Here is a 23074-nt window from a genome sequence, read left to right on the forward strand (position 1 = left end):
CGTGTCTGAGGAGATAAGTCAGTGAACCGTCCTCGTAACAAGAAAAAAAATACTTTTGGTAGTAAATTCTATCAACAGTTAACAGCAACAATCCTGCTTGGCAGTTTGTTACAAACGACCATATTCATCCCAGCCACTGCACAAGATGCTCGTGTGGTCAATCTCACAAATCAAGCTACTTATACTTATCAAGATACTGCTAGCAATAATCGATATGAAGGACTTACTAGTCAGATTAATTTAAATCCTGAGCCATTAGTTGACCCATTAGGACGCATTTTAGGTTGTGGAGGTGCGCTTTTACCAGATTACACAGGTTTTTCTGTGGGTGTATATGAACCTAATCCTAATGATCCAACGGGGACAGAATTAGGGCAATTAGTTTCTCTAACCCGCACAGAAGTTCCTGATATTCCTAATAATAATATTCCTGGTGGTAAAGCACCAAATAGTGAAAATATTAATCCTTATTTCATTACTAATAATCCGGCTGGTGTCTATAATTTCTTACTTGATCCAAATAAAGGTCAAACTGATCCAGGTAGGACTTATATTTTTGTAGTTAATCCCCCAGCTAATTCTGTTTATCAGCAACGACGCATCAAGATTGAAATTCTTGATAGCGCAGGTGCAGTTAATAACAGTATTGTCCGTTATATTGCTACCTCTTTAGATGGTCAACCAATCAGTCTCACTGGCGAAACCAGAGTAGAAAGCACAGTGGTCTTAGTTCCAAATGCAGAAGTAGTGGGATTGGACTTATTAGCTTTTGAATTTACTACTAATATGTGTCAAGCCAGTCAGATGCAGATCATCAAAACAGGCGATCGCGCTGCGGCTGAACCAGGCGATACTGTAATCTATCGCCTATCAGTCCGCAACTTATCTGATGCGGCTTTAAATAATGTAGTTGTCACCGATAATTTACCTTTAGGATTTAACTTTTTACCTAAATTTGTCCGGGGAGAAATTGATGGTCAGCTAGTCGCCATCACTTCTACACGTAATGGTAGCACTGTCACCTTCAACACAGATGTCAGTATCCCCGTCGGGAAAGTGCTAAATATTGCCTACGCAGCACAATTAACGACTGACTCTCTGCGCGGTACTGGAAGGAACAGTGCGATCGCCAATGCCTTACGTGCTGACAATGGTTTTAGTATTAAAGATGGCCCAGCTACCCATCAATTAAGAATTCGTCCAGGCATAGTTTCTGACTGTGGCACAATTATCGGTCGTGTGTTTGTTGACAAAAATTTCGATGGGGAACAACAACCAGGAGAACCAGGAGTTGCCAACGCGGTAATTTTCTTACAAGATGGCAACCGAATTACTACCGATCCCAATGGTTTGTTTTCCGTAGCTAACGCCTTACCTGGAAGTCACGCCGGAGTATTAGACCTCACCAGTGTTCCCGGTTACAAACTCGCGCCCAACAAAAAATTCCGTGAGCGTAATAGTCAATCTCGCCTAGTGCGCTTAGAACCAGGAGGCTTAGTACGGATGAATTTCGCCGTTACTCCGATCGCTGAGGAGGTAGTTAAGCCATGAAACCTGTAACTAATTTCAATTTGAGGTTCATGGGAGTGATGGTAGGGGCTTTTAGCTGCGTTTTGTATCCGGCTATAGCTCATAGTGCAACTGCTGATACTAATAATCACCCAGAATTTTTACCAGAGTTAGAAAACCCCTCGCCTTCGACAAAACAAGAAGCTTTAAATATCCCCCCTTCCCTAGTAGGGAAGGGGGTTAGGGGGTTAGGTCAAATGACCACTCAATCAAACGAGCCAGTTCCCCTAGAAGCAGGAAATAAAGAAATACACAACGAAAATATTCAGATTTCTGAAAACGCCATCCCACCATTTCAACCATCACCAGATATTGAAGTACCATTAGGCTTAAGCAAACTCACCGTACCCATCCCAGACAAACTTCAAAAAATTCCCACCTTCCAACCAGCCGACGAAACACCGTTACCTAGAAGCTTAAGTAAGTTAATAGCAGCAGAACCAGAAAAGAATGGTGAAAGGGCAGAAAATACTTCCCAATCCCCAATAAAAATCCTCACCCCCACTGCTGACAGCGTTGTAGATGTCCCAGCAACTACAGTAACAGTGCAGTTTCCTGTTGGTAGTCAAGTAGAACTGCGGGTAAATGGTGCATTAGTCGATGCTTCTTTATTAGGAAAAACAGAAACCGATGCGAATACAAACTTAGTAACGCAGACATGGTATGGAGTCTCCCTTAAAGACGGCGAAAATACTCTCTCTGCCCAAATCATAGGAAGTACAGAGACACCTGTCACAACCAGGGTAGTAGTGAGGGGAACAGCCAGTAAATTAACGATAGAAACCGTTGAGTCTCGTATCCCGGCTGATGGACGTTCAATTGCGACAATCAAAGGTCAACTGCTAGATATAAATGGAAATCGATCGAATCAAGATGCGATCGCTACTTTAATCCCTACGGCTGGCGAGTTAGTAGGGGCAGACTTGAAACCAGAACAACCAGGGTTTCAGGTAGAGGTGAAGAAAGGAGAGTTTACAGCTCAATTGCGTTCTGATCTCAAAGCCCAAACTGTGAGAATTAGAGCGGTAGCCAATGATTTAGAAGCCTTTACCCAATTGCAATTTGAAACAGCACTGCGTCCTAGTCTAGTAACTGGGGTGATAGATGTGCGTTTAGGTGCAAGAGGGACAGACTATTACGGTAGCTTCCGAGATTTTCTCCGTCCCGATCAAGATACAAGCACCCAATTAGATTTTAAATCCTCTATCTTTGCTACGGGTACTCTGGGCGACTGGTTATTTACGGGTGCGTACAATAGTTCTCGCAGCCTCAACGAAGATTGCAACTGTGATAATCGACTGTTTAGGAGTCATCAATTTAGTGAACAAAACTATCCTGTCTACGGTGATAGTTCCAAAGTTGATGTCGTTGCACCTTCTATTGATAGCCTATATCTACGCTTTGAACGTTCCACTCGTATCCCTGGAACTGCGCCTGATTATGCGATGTGGGGTGACTACAACACAGAAGAATTTGCTCGTTCTTCTCAGCAGTTCACCGCTATTACTCGCCAACTCCACGGCTTTAAAGCCAATTACAACTTAGGAAATCTGCAAATTACAGGTTTCTATGGTAATAATTTAGAGGCTTTTCAACGAGATGCGATCGCACCTGATGGTACTAGCGGTTATTATTTCCTCTCTCGTCGGCTATTAGTTCCTGGGAGTGAGAATGTTTTCATTGAGTTAGAAGAATTAAATCGCCCTGGTTCAGTATTACAACGGGAACAACTAAATAGGGGGAGAGACTACGAAATTGATTACGATCGCGGTACTCTAATTTTTCGTGAACCAATTCTGCGTACAGATATTGACGAAACGGGACAAGTTCTCGTCCGGCGCATTATTGTTAGCTATCAATACGACGGTGACAACACTGATAGCAACATCTATGCAGGCCGTCTGCAATATAACTTTTCCCGCACCCTCAATCAAGAAAGTTGGCTAGGGGCTACCTATATCCGAGAAAACCAAGGAGTACGCGGTTTTGAACTTTATGGCGCAGATGCCATGATCTCTTTAGGTTCTCAAGGTAAGTTAACCGCAGAATATGCACATTCCACCAATGATTCTGACATTATGGGACTGGTAAGCGGCGAAGCTTACCGCTTAGAAGCCCAGGGAGAGATTTTTAAAGGTTTACAAGGTCGCGCCTATTATCGCCACGCCGATACAGGTTTTGCGAATAATGCCACTATTAGCTTTGTTCCTGGTCAGACTCGTTATGGCGGACAGTTAACAGGGAGAGTTTCTCAAACTACCAATATTCGGGTGCAGTACGACCATGAAGATAACTTTGGGATTGCACCGCAACCCCTAGATACCTTTGAAGAATTATTTTCACCGCGCTCAGAAGCTATCCCCGGTAGTAAAGTTGATAATTCCCTCACAACTATTTCTGCGGGAATACAACAACGTTTGGGTAAAGCTATTGTAGATGTTGATTGGATTCATCGCGATCGCCAAGACAGGATTTCGACTAACGCCTTAGAAAGTACATCCGATCAATTGCGTAGTCGTTTCACCTATCCCCTCACCAATAAACTAACTTTCCAAGCCCAAAATGAACTCACCTTATCTTCCCAAAAAGATATAGTCTACCCAGACCGCACTATCTTAGGACTAAATTGGGCTGTTGTTTCTGGTGTAAATATTAGTCTTGCCCAACAATTTTACACTAGCGGTCAATTAGAGGGAAATTCCATCACTAGTTTAAGTGTCAACGGCGAACATAAACTAGGTTCAGATACTACTTTAACTGGTCGTTACTCCATTATCGGAGGGGCTAACGAACTGACTACCCAAGGTGCTGTAGGTTTAAAAAATCAGTGGATGATTGCTTCTGGATTGCGGCTAAATCTGGCTTACGAACACGTCTTTGGTAACTTCTTCAACCGCACCGCCGCCGGTCAACAATTTGCCCAACCATTTGCACCTGGACAAATTGCTGCTGCTATTGGATTTAATGGTGGTGATAGTTACAGTGTTGGCTTGGAATATGCTGATAATCCTGAGTTTCAAGCTAGTGCGCGTTATGAACATCGCACTTCCTCCGGCGGTTCTAATACCGTGATTTCCGCCGCAGCTTTAGGTAAAATCTCCCCTGCGCTGACGGCTTTGGTGCGTTATCAGCAAGCCAACTCTTCTAATCAAAAACTCTCTGGATTGGGTGATACGGTGAACTTGAAGTTGGGTTTAGCTTACCGCGACCCCACCGACGATAAATTTAATGCTTTGTTGCGTTATGAATATCGTCAAAACCCGGCGATTATCCCCGACACGATTCTGTTAGGTAGTGGTACGGGTTCTCAAGACCATACCTTTGCTGTAGAAGCAATTTATGCACCTAATTGGCAATGGGAATTTTATGGTAAGTATGCACTGCGTAATAGCACTTCTTATTTAGCGAATGACTTGGCGGGTACAAGTACAGTAAATCTGGGACAATTGCGTGCTACTTATCGCTTGGGATATAGCTGGGATTTAGTCGGTGAGGCGCGTGTAATTAGTCAAGCTAACTATACTGAGACGGGTTTTGTTGTGGAAGCAGGTTACTATTTGAGTCCTAACCTACGTCTTGGTGCTGGTTATGCTTTTGGGAAAGTTGATGACCGTGATTTTTCTGGTACGCGATCGGCGGGGGGGCTTTATTTGGGTTTGACGCTTAAATTGAATGAATTATTTGATGGGTTTGGATTACAGAAACCTGTAGCGCGTTGACGGTAAATGTTGGGACGTTGCTTTTATAGAAATTTATTTATGAATAATTATCAGAAAAATATTCAAAAATTCGGCGGGTTATTAATAAGTACAACATTGGTACTACAACCTACTTTAGCTCAAGCTCAGATCCAGCGATCGTTTCTTAACCCTAGTTTTGAACAACCTGTTTTTAGTAATAGCTGTTACATTCAAGTGGATGAAAGCCAGATCCCTGGGTGGACAACAACCCATAACACCAAGCAAGGGACAGCTACTTGTGCAACTACTGGTTTTACCACATTGGGCAAAATCATTGAGATTTGGACAAAGGGATTCAGTAGTGTTAACACAGCAACTGGTGCAGGAAATCAATTTGCTGAGTTAAACGCTGAAGAAGAAGCTTCTCTTTTTCAAAAAATGTGTTTAATCCAAGGAGAAACTGTTAATTTTTCTTTGTTACACCGTGGGAGAGGTAATGCAAATGTTCCAGATGTAGCCACCTTCTCAATTGGTGCAACTACTTTTGGAACATTTTCTACAACCAATAACGGAACAGTACCTAATGCTACGCCAATAGCAGGAACTAATACAACTCTTACTTCACCTGTCTCTGCTGGTAATGGTTGGGTGCGTTACTCTGGTACTGTTATTTACAATGGCACAAACGGTATTCAAGATGTGGGATTCAAAGCCGTATCCACTGGAAGTGGTAGCAAAACGGTGGGTAACTTTCTTGATCAAGTAGATTTCTATGGTTTACCTTTTATTGAGTTTACTACTGGTTCAGGGGGTAGTCCTGAATCGGAAACTACACCTACTACCAATCCTGCCAGAATAAGGGTTGTTGGTTTGGTTACATCGAATATAAATGTTCCTATTAAAGTCACTGGTGGTACAGCAATTCTGGGTACAGACTATACCACGCCGACTGGTACAACTGATTTTACTGTATCTATTCCTGCTGGTAATTACGATGGAGGCAGTGGCAGTATTTTTACTATCCCAGTCACAATCACTAATGATGACATTTCTGAAGGTGATGAGACAATTGAATTCACAATCCTATCTTCCAGTCAATATATCCAGAGTTCTACAACAACTTGTGGTGGTGCGCCAATACTCACATCTACATACACAATGTTCGACGATGATTTCATCACTGGTAAGGTATGGGATGATGCAGATGGTAGTGCTAACAATACGTTCAACAATATCAATACTGGCACTGAAGCAGGTACTAATGCTGGTGGGTTAAATGCGATTTTGATCAATGCTAGCGGTAATGTGATTGCAAGCACTCCCATTAATGCAGATGGCACTTATCTTTTTAATAATCTTTCCGGCAATCAAAACAACGTCAAAATTATTTTAAGCACAACTACTGGCATAGTCGGTGCTGCTGCTCCTGCACCATCGCTACCTGCTAATTGGACAAATACAAGTCCAGTAACAACAGCACCTTTCAATACTCTTAACACTAGCATCACTGGTAAGGACTTTGGGATTGAGCAGTTGCCCAATACTAACAGCATTAGTGCATCTCCACAAAATAACCCAGGCGGAACAAATAAAGTGCAAGTACCAACCCTATCAGGAACTGACCCTGAAGATGGCAATCTTGGCTCTGGCAAAAGCTTTAAGATTGTAACTCTGCCAACTAATGGGACACTGTACTACAACAACATAGCTGTGGTAGCTAACCAGGTAATTAATAGCTATGATCCAACCAAACTGACACTAGACCCAAATGATGGTGCAATCACAGTTAATTTTACCGTAGCAGCAGTGGATGCGGCAGGAAAAGAAGATCCTACGCCTGCAACAGTAACTATGCAGTTTACATCTGCTACAGTTGGTAATTCTAAATTACTATTAGTCAAACGTATCACCCGCATTAACAACCAAGACTTCACTAATATTGTAGATGGTAGTAGTAATGTAAATAATACTGATACTAATTATGTAGCTGCACCACGGGATACTGATGATAATGATTCCAAGTGGCCAGCTAATTATTTACGCGGTTTAATTAATGCTGGGACTGTTAAGCCAGCAGATATTTTAGAGTACACTATCTATTTTCTTTCTAGTGGTCTAAGTAATGCAGTTAAGGTTAAATTATGTGATTTAGTACCTAATAATACGACATTTTTGCCTACTGCGTTTAATGGTTTAACTCCCAATGATGGCGGTTTAGCTGATGCAGATCAAGGGATGGCTATGGCAGTGGATTCTACTACCCCGACAGTATATTTTAGTAATGTAGCAGATAGCGATCGCGGCACTTTTTACCCAGCGAATGATCCCAATACACCCAGTTTCTGCAATAACATTGGTAATAATACTAATGGGGCTGTAGTAGTAGAGATTACCCGCAATTCTATTTTACCTACCTTATCACCAGATTCTTACGGCTTTGTACGCTTCCGGGCTAAAGTCAAATAAATTAAATTACCTGTTTATTTGCTAATTCCAGTGATTTTTTTTCAATTGTGAGAAATTGAGGAGATGTCTCGAATAATTTAATGAAAGTCTGTAAACCAGATTTTAGAGACCACTGAGGTGTAAAATCTAAAAGTAAAGATGCACTTGAGATATCAGCTTGTGAATGCTGAATATCTCCTGGACGAGCAGGCATGAAATTAGTTACTGATTGGTGATTAGGAAAACAAGTCTTGAGAATATCAACCAGTTCAATCAAAGAGGTATTTTTTCCATTACCTAAGTTACAAATTAAAGAAGATCCCAATTTCAAGGGAGTCATTAAAGCTTTTGTAAATCCATTTGCCACATCTTTAACATATATAAAATCTCGTGTTTGAGTACCATCTCCATAAATTGTTATGGGTAAACCTTGCTGCATGGCATCGATAAAGATGGAAATTACACCAGAGTATTGGGAATTAGGTTGTTGTCTGGGGCCAAATACATTAAAAAGGCGTAATCCTACAAATGAAAAACCTAATTGTTTAGCAAATAATTTGGCATATTGTTCGCAGACCAGTTTTTGTAGGCCATAGGGAGAAATGGGGTAAGTCTGCTGATTTTCGGAAATTGGTAGTTGCGTTGGATTGCCATATACAGCTGCGGAACTGGCAAAAACTAGTCTGGGAATGTTTAAGGCTTGGCAAAGTTGAATTATGGCGATCGTTGCTGAAAGATTATTGTGATGAGCCTTTAGTGGTTGCAGCCAAGATTGAGTAACCGATGGAGTAGCTGCTAAATGAGCAAGTCCATCAATCTGCTCGATAAAATCCTGGGGTTGACATCTGGATATATCTTTTATTAGTAGTTTGAGATGAGGATGCTCAGGTAGGTTTTGTAAGCTACCTGTCGATAGGTTATCAACTACAGTGACATGATGACCATCTGACAAAAGTTGTTCTGTCAGATGAGAGCCGATAAAGCCTGCTCCACCAGTGACAATAAAGTGCATAATTTTGGAGTGTGTTTAAAAACAAATATTTTCATCAGGTTTGGAGATAAACTTACGTTCATCTCTGCATTACTCTGTTTCCTATCGGAGCGGGCAGAGCTTATTTATATGGTGAAACGCCACACCAAATCTATGATTTGGTGGTCTACTCTAAACTAGGGATCTACAGAAACAGTTATCACCAACGATTTTTCATGATGGGTCTGAATCCTCACTAATTGTTTCTAAATCTTGAATTCTTTATTGAAGAAGGCGATCGCAAATCAATTTTCTGTAACTTATTTCGTCCCATTTCTATTCAAAGTAAGTAATTTGTAGGAATGGACAAAATTAATAACTCTGGTAATAAGAAGTTGTTGCAATTGACCAAATTTTTTAATTTTCCACTGGAAATACCTGTTCTTCTGAAATAAAAAGTACAAAATTGGATGAACAACTAGTAGTCTTTCCTTTCTGAATACCCGCCATACTTTGCTGTCTTTGATACCCTGTTCAACTAAATACTGTCTTACCCAATTCAGGAAAGTGAAACGTGCAGCATATTCTTTACCTTTTTGCTCTACTGCTGCTTGGCAACAACTACTAGGATGTTGTCGATATTTATACCAAGACTGACTTGCTACGAATACAGGGAATTGAAGACAAACCTTTGTACAAAAAACTTGATCTTCATATAGACCTCGAAATATTTCTTCAAAGCCAGCAACTTTTTCTATGACCTGACGGCGTACTAACATTCCCGATATGCCAATTTTAATTTGTAATAAGAGTAAGAACAGCGTTGGTGGCTGGATTAGAGTATTAATTTGTACTCTAGAGTCTTCCATAGACACAATAGGAGTGTCGAAAAAGTCATGTCTCATATCTTGAGGATTTCCAGTCCAACTGTACCACCACTGAATTGGCCCATAAACCATAGCAGCTTCAGGATGGGAATCTAAAATAGCGGCTTGTTCCTCTAAAGTATTTGGTATCCAAATATCATCGGCATCTAAAAAGGTAATATATTCGCCTTTGGCGTGGCGGATACCTAAGTTACGAGTTGCACTCATGCCGCGATTCTGATGTCCTTCATGTTCTAAGTAACGGACTTTTTCAGGATATTTCTGTGTGTAGCCTATAGCAATTTCACTACTACCATCGGTAGAGCCATCATCGACTAGTAATAGTTCCCAGTTCTCATAAGTCTGGGCAAATATGCTTTCTATTGCTTCTACAAAAAACTTCTCACCAGCATTAAAGAAGATGATGATGCAAGAAATCAAAGGTTTGCTAGTCATAATTAAAAAAACCTTGATAACCAATGAGCAAAGGTTTCGCCGTCCCAATCTTCAACTACGAAACGAGGTAAGAGAAAAAAGTTACTATGCTGCTGAACTTTACCAACAATGCTAGAACACGCACAGGTAAATCCAGCTTCTTTGACAATGGAAGTAGTCTCAGTGGTGTAACTCCCATTAGGATATGAAAAACTCGTGATTAGATGCCCTAATATTTCCTCCAGGTGGTTTTTACTTTGCTGAATTTCATCCCGTTGCGAGACTATGGGAAGTTTAGAAAGAAACGGGTGTGTTATGGTGTGTCCACCAATTTCGATCAATCCCCCTGACTCTAATGCAAGTATTTCTTCGTTGGAAAGGGAGCGATGGGTTGATCGACCTACAGGTTCAGCGTTTGCCCAGATAGCTAGTTCATCTAGTAACTTACTTCGCTCATTTACAGATAAAAACTGCAACAGTTGATACAGTGAGCGATAGAGAGTATGTCGTAGAGTAGGACATTCTCTGAGTTTTCTGCTTATCCGCCAATGGCGATCGCGCTGACGATCTGCTTCACTGTAATGTGTTGCTTCTCCTAATTCCCATTGGTAGCTTCTGCCATTAATATCTAACTGGAGTAAGTCCGGTAATGTAACAGGTTGCAATAGCAGTCTGTCTAGCTCATCCCACCAAAATTCACACTTTTGGTCAATACCACCAGTGGTCACAAAAACTGTTGCTGGGATATCATATTTTTCTAATAAGGGTTTGGCATGATAGAAGTTATCTGCGTAACCATCATCAAATGTAACGACAATTGACCGGTTTATGTATTGGCGATCGCCAAGTCTTTTTGTCAATTGCTGTAAATGCAGAGGATAGCCATATTGTCGTAAAATCTCTAAATGTTCGGTAAAGTGCTTTGGTGTTACACATAATGACCAAGGGTCTGAATTTACTTCAGCTACACGGTGATACATTAAGATCAGCGCACCAGGGGAAATTTTATTTTTTAGCTGCCCAACAGTGTGTTGAACTTTGTTGTTGAGTCTGCCTAGAATCATTGGTTTCACTATTTCACGGCTCTAGCAGTAATTAAAACCTGGTACTCAGGGTTGTGATAGTCTAGCTTTGATTGCTCTAGTTCTTCAGTTACGATACCGTGCAAAAAAGCGATCGCACTCAACACGTTTCCATAGGCTGTAACTTCTATTTTCTCTTGGTCAAAAGCTTCCTCAAATAATCGTTGTGTAGAGAGCGTTGTGAAACTCCAGTATTGACCCCAACGAGTCATATCGTCATGACTGATTTGGGTAATACCTGGTACAGTAGCAAGTAAAACACCCCCTGGCTTGAGAATGCGGTGAAGAGTTCTAATTGCGGCTCGTACATCGTAGATAAATGGCAGTGTTTGAGTCAGAATGATACAGTCAAAGGTGTTAGAAGGTAGATGATCTGCCTTAGTTAAATCTGCGACAATAGTTGCCTTTGGATTACCTACTTCTACGTGAAGTACGTCACTTTTAGTAATGCGATCACCACCAAATTTGTCTGTGTAGAGGGGTTCTTTAATCTCTAGTACGTGTCCTTGAATAACTTCAGCATAACGAGCCAAAAAATTTTCAATATAGTAGCGGTCAATAGCTAAACCCCGATCTAAACCGAAGTTAGCTCTAATGGGCTTGACTCGTCCTAAGCTACCAAAGTTTATCTTTCCCACTGGTGAGCAACCATAGCGTATATCTCGTAGCCAATGGTATACAGGAGTTGGCAATTTTTTAACCAAGCTGATATTCATGATGCCACCTCTGGTTTTACTGTCCTAACAGTAATTAATACTTGGTATTCATCATCTTGGTAATCGAGTTCTTTCTGGCGTAAATCTTTTACAGCAAGTCCTTGCAAAAAGGCGATCGCTGCTAGAACGTTACCATGAGTTTCAACTTGAATATTGGTTTTAGGAAACTTCTCTTCAAATAACAACTGTGCTGATTGAGCCGTTAACGCCCAACACCAATCATCACCCCATTCGCATTTGACTACTTGGCTAATACCAGGAACGGTTACTAGCAAAACACCACCGGGTTTCAAGATGCGGTAGAGAGTTGCTAGAGCTGCTTGCATATTGTAGAGAAGGTGTAATGTCTGCGTTAGAACCACACAGTCAAAAACATCTGATGGAATATGGTCTGCGTTAGTCAGATCGCCGATGATAGTTGCCTCTGGGTTCCCTTCGATTACATGTAGTACGTCACTTTGAGTAACGCGATCGCCACCAAATCTACGTGTATATGATGCGTCGCCAATCTCCAATACTCGTCCTTGGACATCATTAGCCTGACGCTCAAGAAAATTTTCTATATAGTAGCGATCGATGGGAAGACCTCGATTGTAGCCAAAATCCCGACTTATAGGAGTCAAACGTCGCAGAGAGCCAAAATTTACCATTCCTGTTGGTGGACGATATTTCTCACCAAATAATTGAGAACCTAACCAACGATGGAAAGGTGATGGTAATGTTTGCTGTGCTATTTGCTTCAATTGTTTTTTATTCATGAGAATTAGGTTTTTAAAATTAAAACTCATCCGTTCTACAAAATGTTGGGCACGCTTTGTTAGTTTTGACAAAACTGGATAGTGATAAGGTAATAACTGTTCTTGAAGAGCTTGCCAGACCTCTGAATCTTTGACTCCCTGTTCAGTCAAATGCTTCTCTAACCAGGTCAAAAAAAAGAAACGTCCTTCATATTCCTGCTCTGTGTTCTGGGTAATAGAACAGCAGGAGTTTGGATGTCTTCGATATTTTGCCCAACATTCATTCGCTACGAATACAGGCGCTTTAAGACAGACTTTGGCATAAAAGACTTGATCCTCATAGAGTCCACGAAATCTCTCTTCAAATCCACCGATCACCTCTAGTATTTCACGTCTGACCATGAGACTACAGGTACAAGGTACAGCACCGCCATTTTGTAAAAATAAGGTTAGTAGTGTTGGAGGTTTGAACAAAGTATTAGGTTTTTTAGTTAGTTCTGCCACTTCGTCACAAAATTCTTTTTGAGTATCCTCTGGATTTCCTGTCCAGCTATACCAATATTGAGTATTGCTATAAACCATACCAGCTTCAGCGCGAGTATAGAGTATTGCTACTTGTCGTTCCAAATTTTGCGCTAACCAAACGTCATCAGCATCTAGAAAAGTGATGTACTCACCTATAGCGTTACGAATGCCCAGATTGCGTGCAGCACTCATACCTCGATTCTGGTGACCTTCATGTTCTAGGTAACGCACTTTCTCAGGATATTTTTTCGCATATTCATGAGCAATTACAGTGCTGCCGTCCGTAGAACCATCATCGACCAATAATAGTTCCCAATTTTTGTAGGTTTGGGCAAATACACTTTCTATTGCTTCTTGAATAAATAACTCAGCATTTAAAAAAATGGTAATTATAGACACTAATGAATTGCTGTTCATTTCATTATCGCAAAAGATATTTTAGGTTTCATTACAAATTCAGTTCTGTTCCAGTTTCAGTTTCTCTTGAGTTATGTATTGAATCTCTCTTACTAGCCGCGATCCTATAATTAACTTAAGAAATAAGCGCATAACTTTTTTAGTCAGCAAAATTCTAAAATTCAGGCAAAAAGCTCTATTTAAAAGCTGCCAAGTATTATACTTATCTTGCTCCAAGTAGTAGTAAGCTAGCTCTAATAGCTGATTAATAAGTTGAGTAGAAACTTGGTTACGATGTTTTTTACACTCTTCCCGGTCAAGATTGTAGTAATTGCAAAAATCTTGGTGTATCTTGAAGATTTCTTCTATAGTTTGATTCAAATATTGTAGATTTAAATCTTTTAGCTCATCTGGAGTTCCTATCCACAACAATGTCATTGCTTTAAAGAATACGCCATCACTCCACGCCTTGGCTTTTTCCCACCCCAGTAAATGTCCTATATTATTACACTTTATTTGCAGTGGCTCATCATCAACTATATTTCCATAAGTAGCTGTCATAGAGCAAGGATTTATTCGCAGCTTAATGAGATATTCGTTTAGATTTGCAACTTGTAGGTGGCGGGCGATTCTCCACCACAAATCATAATCTTGTGCATAAGAAAAAGCTTCGTTGTAAAACCCAATGTGTTTTCCAATGGTGTATTTACGAAACATTATACCACTATGTACAAAAGGGCAATAAAACAAAATATCCCAACGAATTTGTATGCTATTACACGGTAGATTGCACTCTCCAATTAAACTTCCTTGTGGATCGATATCTTTGTACCATGTACCTACTAATGCTACTTCAGGGTGTGTTTCCAAAAAAGCAACTTGTTTAGCTAACCTTTCAGGCTCTGAAATATCATCTGCATCTTGACGAGCAATAAATTCTCCTTCAGCTAATTTCAATCCCTTATTTAAGCTTCGCGTTAAGCCAAGGTTGTAATCGTTATCTATCAACCGAATACGTGGATCATCATAGGAACAAATGATTTCTCGCGTGCTATCTGTAGAACCGTCGTTAATAATTAAAAACTCAAAATCCTGGAAGGTTTGGTCAAGGATGCTATCTATCGCTTCTCTAAGGTAGAGTTCTCCATTATAAACTGGCATCAACACTGTAACTTTAGTCATGTATCAGCACCTTGAAAATAGTAAAAATATTATCCTCTTGGTTTTTTATGATTTTTTGAGCATATATTCAGTGAGCAACTTCAATAATGATGTTTTATTGTTTAAATCTCTACTAACGCTCACTGATGAGTTTTCAAACTCATTTGGTACTTGATTACTTTTTTTATCCAGAATTTTCCACTTTGGAAAATAGTGCGGCTCATTTCTATCAAGACTTTTTGAGAATAACTACACTTTAATGCTTCTTGAATTTGAGTAGTTGCAGCCGTAAAATCGCCAAGGGTTAACATCTGTAATACTAAATCTTGAACAGAGTAAAGAGCGATATTTTCCTTAGCTTTGTTAGATAGTTTCCTAGCAACTAATGTAGGTAAGTAAGTTTGCATAATCTCAGTTGCCATACGTAATTCTTGAGTATCTGCTGCTGTACGGGTAGATATCCGACTAAGAGAGTTTGAATGGATACGATATAAAGCTAGAGGTTCAACTTCATACCACACTGGGTATTGCGCTGCAATTCGTACCCACATCTCCCAATCTTCACCACAGCACGAGAATCGGCGATCGAACCCTCCTAGCTTTTCATATACACTCCGCCTCACGACAATTGAAGGCGTTTGAATGCGCTGTTCAATTGCAATTCGCTCTAACCAGTTGCTCAGAATTCCACTTTCAGGTTGCTCTAAGGCAGAACTTCCTTGATAATGACCATTCTCATCCATATAAAAATGACGGCAGAAAGCAGCACCTATTTCTGGGTTATCTTCAAAAGCTGATTGCAGCTTGCAATAAAAACCCTTTTTTACACAATCATCGCCGTGTAATAAATGAATTAACTTACCTCGAGATCGCTTTAAACAAGTTTCAAAGTTTTTTATATACCCGACATTCTCTGGCTGTCGATAGAAAGCAACGCGCCCTCGACCCAATTCTTCAACCACTGCTTGTGGATCGTCTTTAGTAGAGCAATCATCAATAACCTCTATCTGCATGATTTCCGAACCAGGGTCTTGAGCTAACACGCTAGTTAGTGTTTCGCGCAGATATCTGGCACAGTTGTATGTCGGAATCATAACCGACCAAAGAGGACGGGATACTACCTCTGGTACGGCTAGAATAGTTGCACGGTAAGGATGTGGTTGACTCATGTAATTTTCTCTAGATTAACTAATGCGATAAATGATATAGTCTGGACTGTCTTGAATAACTAGACTATTGCAATTTTGGCACTTCAGTAATGGTATAGGAATAGGTGAAAACCTCTGTTCTATATACTCAAACAATTTTGGGTTTTTCTTAAAAATAAATATTCACGCCGACCTGGCTTGAAAATGCTGCTTCGATGAATATATATAGATATTTTCACACCCATTTTTCATTTGTTTTAGTAACGAATTTGCCGTGACTGCTACTTAAATTGTATTACTTTAAATCACTTTTTTAATTTATGCTTGACAAAATCAAATGTATTGAAAAGCTTTTTTTTGAAGTCAAAATTAAGTTTATTAATTGTAGAATGTTGGTTTTCTATTTTAGTCATTAAATCTTCACAAACAACAAATTTCCTATCATAAGCATCATAGTGTAATTTTGATGCTTCAACTATTCTTGCTGTCCAATCATTTGGAATATCTTGAATATTAAGTTGCTCAAAATCCGATACCAAATTAGATTGGTCAAAAACTAACCCTTTCCAATTTGCTTGTGCTTCGTGACAGAATCCCGACCTGTTTACTATAGCTTCACGACGAGTGTCTATCCTCTTTTGAATTTGCTGTGGAGAACGATACTGATAATGTTTCAGCCATATCCTAACTGGATAGATAGGAGCTTGCCATACGGCTGATGGCCAGCCCCCATCATTTTCGCGCCAAATCCAGTTTTTTTTATATCTAATGAACCGTGCTTCTGACCAGTTATTGATGTAGTAGCGACACTTTTGCTCAACTAGCACATCATCTGCATATAAAGAGGGATTATGATTGTAAAGCTCTAAATCTTTATCTGTGAAGTAGTATTCAAAGCTAGCACTGACAACTAGAATATATTCCTGAGGGACTTTGGCTAGAAATATTCGGGGATCATCTATATAAATTTCATCACCATCCAATCGGCACCACCAGTCTTCTTCAGAGCTATTTGTTCGATAATGATTAAAAATCTCACTTCGTAGATCATCACTAAAAGGACGGCTTTCCTGTTTATAAGGAATAATTTGCTTATATATTTTGGAAAGTTCCAATACTCGCTCCCAAGTTCTATCAGTGCTGCCATTATCATAGACATATATATAATTACACCATTCAGTAGCAGCTTTAAGAGTTTGTGCAATAATATCGTCTTCATTTTTGACTAAACACATGCCGTAAATATTCATATTTTTCAGATTGTCTCTCGTATTTTTAAGGAATTTAAGCGTATTAAATAGTTCTATTAATCCTGTCATAGTAAATCAGGAGTTCTTTCACTGTATTTTCAATAGCAAATTCTTGAACCTTTAACTTTGCTGCTTGACCAATTTCATCCAACCTAGGGTGAATCCATACTTCATTTATTTTGGTAGCTAGTGTATTTACTTCACCTATAGGTACAAGAAAGCCTGTCTCTCCCTCAGTCAGCAGTTCATCAAAACTAGCACCAACTGTTCCAATAATAGGTTTACTCAATGCCATAGCTTCTAAACAAGCATTGGGTAAGTTGTCAATTAGAGAAGGCAAGACAACAAGTTTAGCTCCAGCGATGACCGGATAGAGCTGGGTATGGGGTATCCGATCAATAAAGATGAGTCGTTCTGTATAGTTACTACACAAGGAAAGAGCATATTCCTTCATGGAAGGTGCAAGAGACGATGGTACATCCAGCCCTACAAAGACAGCATGACAGTCTGGATGCTTTTCAAAGACTTGAGGTAGAGCTTGAGCTAATATATGAAATCCTTTATGGAGTTGAAAACGACCGAAGAATAGTAGATATTTTTTACCTTGTAAATATTCATTGAAGATAGATGAATCGCAATCCGAGGTTTCTAAGTAGAAAGGTGTGCGAATGACCTGAACATGAGTTATTTTGGCTTCTTCAGCCAATAGTCGCTTCAGAGTATAACTTGGTGCATAGATATGTTTGATCAGGCGCATCTGTAGCCATTCTAAACACTGCATAATTTGCTCATCGAGAGCGCATGAATCTTCATACATTTCCATCCATACTGGTCTATATGCAGAAATACGTGTTACCTGTGGAATAGGCAAAAGAAGACTAGAAATCACACCACAAGCATTCCAGTCTGGAAACTGAACAATATCGAAAGGCTGCTGTTTGTGTAATTCTAAAAGATTGTGATAAACCTGAAGGCTAAAGTCTAAACATTGTAATGTTTCACTTATATGGTATTGACTTAGTTTATTTAGTATTCGTTGTATTTTTCCTAAGGTTAGGCGATGAATCTGAATACCTTCGTGTTCAAATTCAGATCGATCAATTTCTGAAAGCACTACAATATGAACCTCATGTCCTAAAGACAACAATGCCTTGGCTACTCGATGTAGATAGTTCGCCAAACCACCACTAAAATTTTTTTCAGTGACATATTCTGTCGTCGCAAATCCAATACGCATATTTATGAGTTCAATTAATTTTTTATGAAGATATAGTGGAGACTGAATGCTCTAAGTGTTTTTTTACGTGCTGAATCCTAGTTATACCAAAAAGAATTCCTAGTTATTTTAGATTTGGACAAAAATACTTTTACTATTCTTTTAAAAAGAAGTTGAGAATATCTTTTGCACGATGTGACCAAGTAAAATTATTTACATATTGTCGTGCATTTTCAGCAATTTGGTTGGATAGAATATAGTTTTTTTCAAGAATTTTTAAGGCATCAGCAATAGCCGTGGCTGAATCTGGTTCAACTAAAAAAGCATTATCTTTATGCCGAATAACTCCTTGGAGGGCAGGAATATCAGAAGCAATAATTGGGCGTTGAGCAGCCATATATTCAAACAATTTTAAAGGTGATGTTGTGTAGGCTTGTTCAAAACGACCAGAGTTAGGAAGAAGAAGAAAATCAGAAGCTGCAAGATATTTATATACTTCTTTGTTAGGAACAAAGCCTGCAAAATATATATTTTTTAATCCCTCAGCTTGCTTTTGACATCGTTCGATATCATTAGGCCAACCACCAACTAAACAAAATAGGATATCTGGCAAATATTTTGCAGCCTCAATAACATAAGAAACCCCCTTGTATTCATAAAAATGACCGCAATAAGTTACGATTTTTCGTAAAGGTGGCAAACCTAATTCTTCTCTTGATAACTGCTTGCTAGGAACTTTTATAGTAATTTTATCTACATCAATTGCATCAGACCAAACTAAAATTTTTGTGGCAGGTATACCAGTTTTAATATAAGTATTTTTTAGATATTCGTTTACAGTTACTATTCCAAGTAGATTGGGATCACGAGAAATATTTACAATTTTTCTAAGCTCCCGTGAATCCGCACTAATATGGGTTTCAATAATTGTCTTTAATTTAAGTTTGACACAAATATAACCAGCATCTAATGAACGAGTAAACACTATATTTGGTGATTTAAAGCGAGTATATAATGAAGCACATATATCAAATCGTAAATAACGCCAATCTTCAAAAAAGCATTTATTTAAGAATATGTAAATAGGCAAATGAACTATTTTAAAAGAACAAGGTACTCCGTACCATTCTACTAAATCTACAGATGATATCTGTGAAGGTAAGATACTTCCTGATGTTAGCAAAGTTAAAGAATCTACTTCTCTAGCTAATGCTTCAGCCATCTTCATTGCCTGGAAAGTATGGGCCCATTTGGAAGGTATATTACCTTGGGAGATATAAATTAGTTTCAAGCATTCCTCCTAATATATCATTTGTAATCTTAATTATTTTCAATTAAAATCTTGATTTATAGCTTCATAAATTACTTCAAAATTCTGCTCTTCAAACATTCGCCGAATACAGGTTTATGTATATCTGTAAAAGTCTTAATTTTCTTCATTTTCATGCTGGATTTCACTATAAACGTGCCAAGCAAAATTCACGTTCTATTTGATTTTAGTTCCATTATTTTAAATGAAGATAATTGGGCGATTGAAATTTATTGATACACTAAGGATTAAAGTTAATGTTGCTAACTAATTGCCATTCCCTTGGTTGATAAAATTGACATTCGCTCATTTTACTATCTGCATTTACTACAAATTTAAATGATTCAATAAAATCAAGAGTATGTATAGGTCCTTCTTTTAACTTGATATTTATTGTATATAAGCCAGGCTTCAACCCGACAAAAGGCATTTTTAGCTGTATTTCATGCTTCCCGGTATGTACTTCAAATGAATTTTTATCGTTAATACTACTTAAAAATAATACTGTTTCACCCTCTCCAGCAAACTCTGTAATTTTTATATGTAAACAGATATTCTTAAAATTTTTGTGAGCCTTAAATTTTATACTCAATATTGCTTCTTGTCCGCTTAAAAGAGATTTAAGACTATTGTTATTATAATCCATAAATGCAAGGGAAATAATATCTGCACCTTCGCTTTCATGGATTAATTTTTCTGGCTTTAATTGTAATAAATATGAGTCATATTGATTGTTTAATTCAAATGAGAAAAGTTCTTTTTCATACAATGATGTAACTTCATAAGTGTTACCATAACTTATAAGGTTACCTTGCAACAAATAAACTGAAATGTCACACATTTGTATAATCGATTGTGTATTATGAGAAACTAAGACAAATGATGTTCCAATTTTTCGTAGTTCAGCCAATTTTCTATAACATTTAGCTCTAAACTTAATATCTCCCACAGCCAATACTTCATCTAATAAAAGAATATCAGGATCTGTATGAATTGCACTCGCAAATCCTAACCTAGCAGCCATTCCAGAACTATAAGTCTGCACAGGGGCATCAATTGCATCCCCAATTTCTGCAAACTCTATAACTTCATCAAATCTCTCATCAATTTCCTTTTTAGACAATCCCAAAATTGCCATATTGGCATAAATATTTTCTCGCCCAGTCAAAATAGGATTAAATCCTGCTCCCAAGGCAATTAATGGTGCTACTCGACCATTAATTTCTACACAACCACTATCTGGCTTAATCAAACCAGCAATAATCCGCAGTAGTGTTGATTTTCCACTACCATTTTTGCCAATTAAGCCTACTGCTTCACCTCTTCGCAATTTAAAACTGATATTATTTAACGCCCAAAATTCTTTTTTTCGTAATTTATCAGTCTTTCCCCGGAGTCCTAATAGCTCAGAAGTAATATCCTGCATACCATACATCAAAGATAGCTTGAAATCTCGACAAAACTTTTTAGAAACTTCATTAACAGAAATCACAATATCATTTTCGTTATTCTGTGACTTGGCTGATATTTCTTGCTGATTTATAATAGTCATAATTACGAACTAATCCTCTCAATTACAAATGGCATCGCTAGACGATAGATAATCCAAGCTAATAGCAATCCTAAAATTGCAATTAAACTTGCTATCCAAAATCCCTGTGGGTCTGATATGACACCTGTCGTTGCTAATTCTCGCGTTGTTACTAACAAAGGTGTAACCGGATTTAGCTTCACAATACTGCCAAATACTCCATGACTGGGAACTGGATAAACTACTGGTGTAAGAAACAACCAAAATCCAGTAATTAAGGTTAATCCTCTAGAAAAATCCTGGTATAAAGCACCCATTGGTGCTAACAACAAACCAATAAATGTTCCTAGCAAAACTAAATGAATTAATGCAACTGGGGCTAAAATTAGGCTCCAAGTAACTGGGATATGAAACCAGGTAAATAAACCCATAATTAATATGAGCTTGATACCAAAGTTAAAAAATACTTCTCCTAGTTTGGCAAGAATTAGTGCTTCATGGGGAAAGTTAATTCTTGCCAACATTGACTTGGCATCATTCACTGCTTGGAGTGGCCCATTCAGTGCCTCCGTGAAGGTTTGCCATAGTGTCATACTGAACATAACATAGGCAGGATACGGTAACTCTGTATTACCAATATTGATAACACCATTGCTTTTTGCAAAAGTGAAACCAACTGCCGTAATTATTGGTGGAATAAATGCCCAAAAAATTCCTAGAAATGATTGACGGTATTGAGCATTAATATCTCTTACTAGAAGTCGCCAAGCTAATTCTTGGGAGGCTAATAAATCTCGTCCCATTTCCTTGAACAACTTAAAGGGATGCCGCATCCGACTTTCAGATGTGTAAACAGATCTTGTTGATCCTAATTCTTCTTGTTGTATTTGCTGAGGTCGTTGACTTCTAAATCTATCCATAGTTGGCTAAGTTAATTTGATTCATAATCTCTCACTACACTTAATACAAACTCAATGATTAATAAATATGACTGTTATTTGCAACCTGATTTGATAACTGATTCAGCAGCATCTTTCACTTCAATATTTCAACGACTAGATATAAAAGAATAAAAGATTATCGTGCAAAATTTAAAATCTGCCAACGTAAAAAACGGGTTAGACTTCGTATTGCATCGTAGCCATATGGACCAAAGCAGCGAATTAACAAAATGGCTAAACTCAAGCGGATAAATTTTTGCGAGTAGCGTATTTGTGGATGATGTAACATAGCTTGTTGACAGAAATACATTGATTTTTGGTAGTCACCTTCATCTATAGCTATCCATGCTAGACCTACATTAAGGCTGGCATAAGCTCGGTTTCTTAAATGTAGCAAGTCTAATGGTACAGACTGAAATGTTTTCTCTATGACAATCCGAAGACTTCCAATCATCCGCTCGCGGTTTTTGGACATACTATTGGAATGCTGTCGATAGAAGGTTAAAGGTTCTTTAACTACTGCAAAAGGGTAACGAGCTGAGAGCCTTAACCACATATCTAAATCTTCTGCAGACTTTAAGCTCCGATCAAATAGTCCTACTGTGTCAAAACAACAACGACGAACCATAGATGAACTGCCATTACACATTTCATTGGTTTCCATAAGTTGCTGCCATACATTACCTTCAGGATGGGAAGCAAAAATTCTACCAGTAGGATTGTCCTGCCCATCAATTAAAACCGTCCAGGTATATACCAAACCTACTGTCAGTTTATTATCCAAACAATGCACTTGTTTTTCTAACTTTGTCGGTGCCCACAAATCATCAGCATCCAAAAAAGCTATATACTCTCCTTGGGCATGAATAATGCCTGTATTGCGCGCTCCTGGTAATCCTTGGTTTTCTTGAGAAATTACTTTAACTCGTGGATCTTGTAGACCAGTAGCCCATTCTAAAATATGGTCTGAACTACCATCGTTAATAATTAATACTTCAAAATCTGTAAAAGTCTGCTTTAACACACTATCTACAGTTTTTGGTAGATAGACCATAGCATTATAAGCAGGTATCACAACAGAAACTCTTGGCATTTTT

16 protein-coding genes are annotated in these 23074 nt (G+C 38.6%); 3 read left to right on the top strand and 13 right to left on the bottom strand.

The annotated features are described in order from the left end of the window. The first annotated feature begins 21 nt into the window (after nt 1–21). Genes VB693_RS16515 through VB693_RS16525 form a run of 3 tightly spaced genes read left to right on the top strand, consistent with a single transcriptional unit; the run spans nt 22 to nt 7715 of the window. Complete coding sequence (locus VB693_RS16515) at nt 22–1551, top strand: hypothetical protein (RefSeq protein ID WP_323267204.1); 1530 nt, start codon at nt 22–24, stop codon at nt 1549–1551. Next, nucleotides 1548–5288 carry a TonB-dependent receptor gene (locus tag VB693_RS16520; RefSeq protein WP_323267205.1) on the top strand — a complete coding sequence of 1247 codons (3741 nt, stop codon included), beginning with the start codon at nt 1548–1550 and terminating at the stop codon, nt 5286–5288. Before VB693_RS16515 ends, VB693_RS16520 begins: the two co-directional genes overlap by 4 nt. Before the next feature lie 39 nt (nt 5289–5327). Then, nucleotides 5328–7715, top strand: coding sequence for a hypothetical protein (locus VB693_RS16525; RefSeq protein WP_323267206.1), 2388 nt, complete (start codon nt 5328–5330; stop codon nt 7713–7715). 1 nt (nt 7716) lies between these two features. Here VB693_RS16525 and VB693_RS16530 read toward each other — a convergent pair whose 3' ends face one another. The 13 genes from VB693_RS16530 to VB693_RS16590 all read right to left on the bottom strand — a co-directional run bounded on the left by VB693_RS16530 (nt 7717) and on the right by VB693_RS16590 (nt 23070). Continuing rightward, a complete protein-coding gene (locus VB693_RS16530) occupies nt 7717–8706 on the bottom strand; it encodes an NAD-dependent epimerase/dehydratase family protein (protein ID WP_323267207.1) in 990 nt (329 codons plus the stop codon). Nucleotides 8707–8984: 278 nt separating this feature from the next. Then, entirely contained in the window at nt 8985–9986 is a 1002-nt protein-coding gene (locus VB693_RS16535; RefSeq protein ID WP_323267208.1) for a glycosyltransferase family 2 protein, read from the bottom strand. A gap of 2 nt (nt 9987–9988) precedes the next feature. Beyond that, the gene (locus VB693_RS16540) at nt 9989–11029 is read right to left on the bottom strand and encodes a polysaccharide deacetylase family protein (protein WP_323267209.1); all 1041 of its coding nucleotides are present in this window, start codon (nt 11027–11029) and stop codon (nt 9989–9991) included. A gap of 8 nt (nt 11030–11037) precedes the next feature. Then, nucleotides 11038–11763 (bottom strand): methyltransferase domain-containing protein, encoded by a 726-nt coding sequence (locus tag VB693_RS16545; RefSeq protein WP_323267210.1) that lies wholly within the window; start codon nt 11761–11763, stop codon nt 11038–11040. Then, a complete protein-coding gene (locus VB693_RS16550; RefSeq protein ID WP_323267211.1) occupies nt 11760–13424 on the bottom strand; it encodes a glycosyltransferase in 1665 nt (554 codons plus the stop codon). Before VB693_RS16550 ends, VB693_RS16545 begins: the two co-directional genes overlap by 4 nt. 57 nt (nt 13425–13481) lie before the next feature. Next, nucleotides 13482–14603 carry a glycosyltransferase family 2 protein gene (locus VB693_RS16555; protein WP_323267212.1) on the bottom strand — a complete coding sequence of 374 codons (1122 nt, stop codon included), beginning with the start codon at nt 14601–14603 and terminating at the stop codon, nt 13482–13484. 119 nt (nt 14604–14722) lie between these two features. After that, a complete protein-coding gene (locus VB693_RS16560) occupies nt 14723–15751 on the bottom strand; it encodes a glycosyltransferase family 2 protein (RefSeq protein ID WP_323267213.1) in 1029 nt (342 codons plus the stop codon). A gap of 284 nt (nt 15752–16035) precedes the next feature. Further along, complete coding sequence (locus VB693_RS16565; protein ID WP_323267214.1) at nt 16036–17049, bottom strand: glycosyltransferase family 2 protein; 1014 nt, start codon at nt 17047–17049, stop codon at nt 16036–16038. Then, the gene (locus VB693_RS16570; RefSeq protein WP_323267215.1) at nt 17024–18217 is read right to left on the bottom strand and encodes a glycosyltransferase family 4 protein; all 1194 of its coding nucleotides are present in this window, start codon (nt 18215–18217) and stop codon (nt 17024–17026) included. Before VB693_RS16570 ends, VB693_RS16565 begins: the two co-directional genes overlap by 26 nt. Nucleotides 18218–18350: 133 nt before the next feature. Further along, nucleotides 18351–19418, bottom strand: coding sequence for a glycosyltransferase family 4 protein (locus VB693_RS16575; RefSeq protein WP_323267216.1), 1068 nt, complete (start codon nt 19416–19418; stop codon nt 18351–18353). Nucleotides 19419–19746: 328 nt separating this feature from the next. Continuing rightward, entirely contained in the window at nt 19747–21057 is a 1311-nt protein-coding gene (locus VB693_RS16580) for an ABC transporter ATP-binding protein (RefSeq protein ID WP_323267217.1), read from the bottom strand. A 2-nt stretch (nt 21058–21059) separates the two neighbouring features. After that, nucleotides 21060–21869, bottom strand: a complete 810-nt coding sequence (locus tag VB693_RS16585; protein WP_323267218.1) for an ABC transporter permease — start codon at nt 21867–21869, stop codon at nt 21060–21062. 244 nt (nt 21870–22113) lie between these two features. Beyond that, nucleotides 22114–23070 carry a glycosyltransferase family 2 protein gene (locus VB693_RS16590; RefSeq protein ID WP_323267219.1) on the bottom strand — a complete coding sequence of 319 codons (957 nt, stop codon included), beginning with the start codon at nt 23068–23070 and terminating at the stop codon, nt 22114–22116. Between the last annotated feature and the right edge of the window lie 4 nt (nt 23071–23074).

This window comes from Anabaena sp. UHCC 0399 (genome assembly GCF_034931465.1).
GTDB lineage: Bacteria > Cyanobacteriota > Cyanobacteriia > Cyanobacteriales > Nostocaceae > Trichormus > Trichormus minutissimus.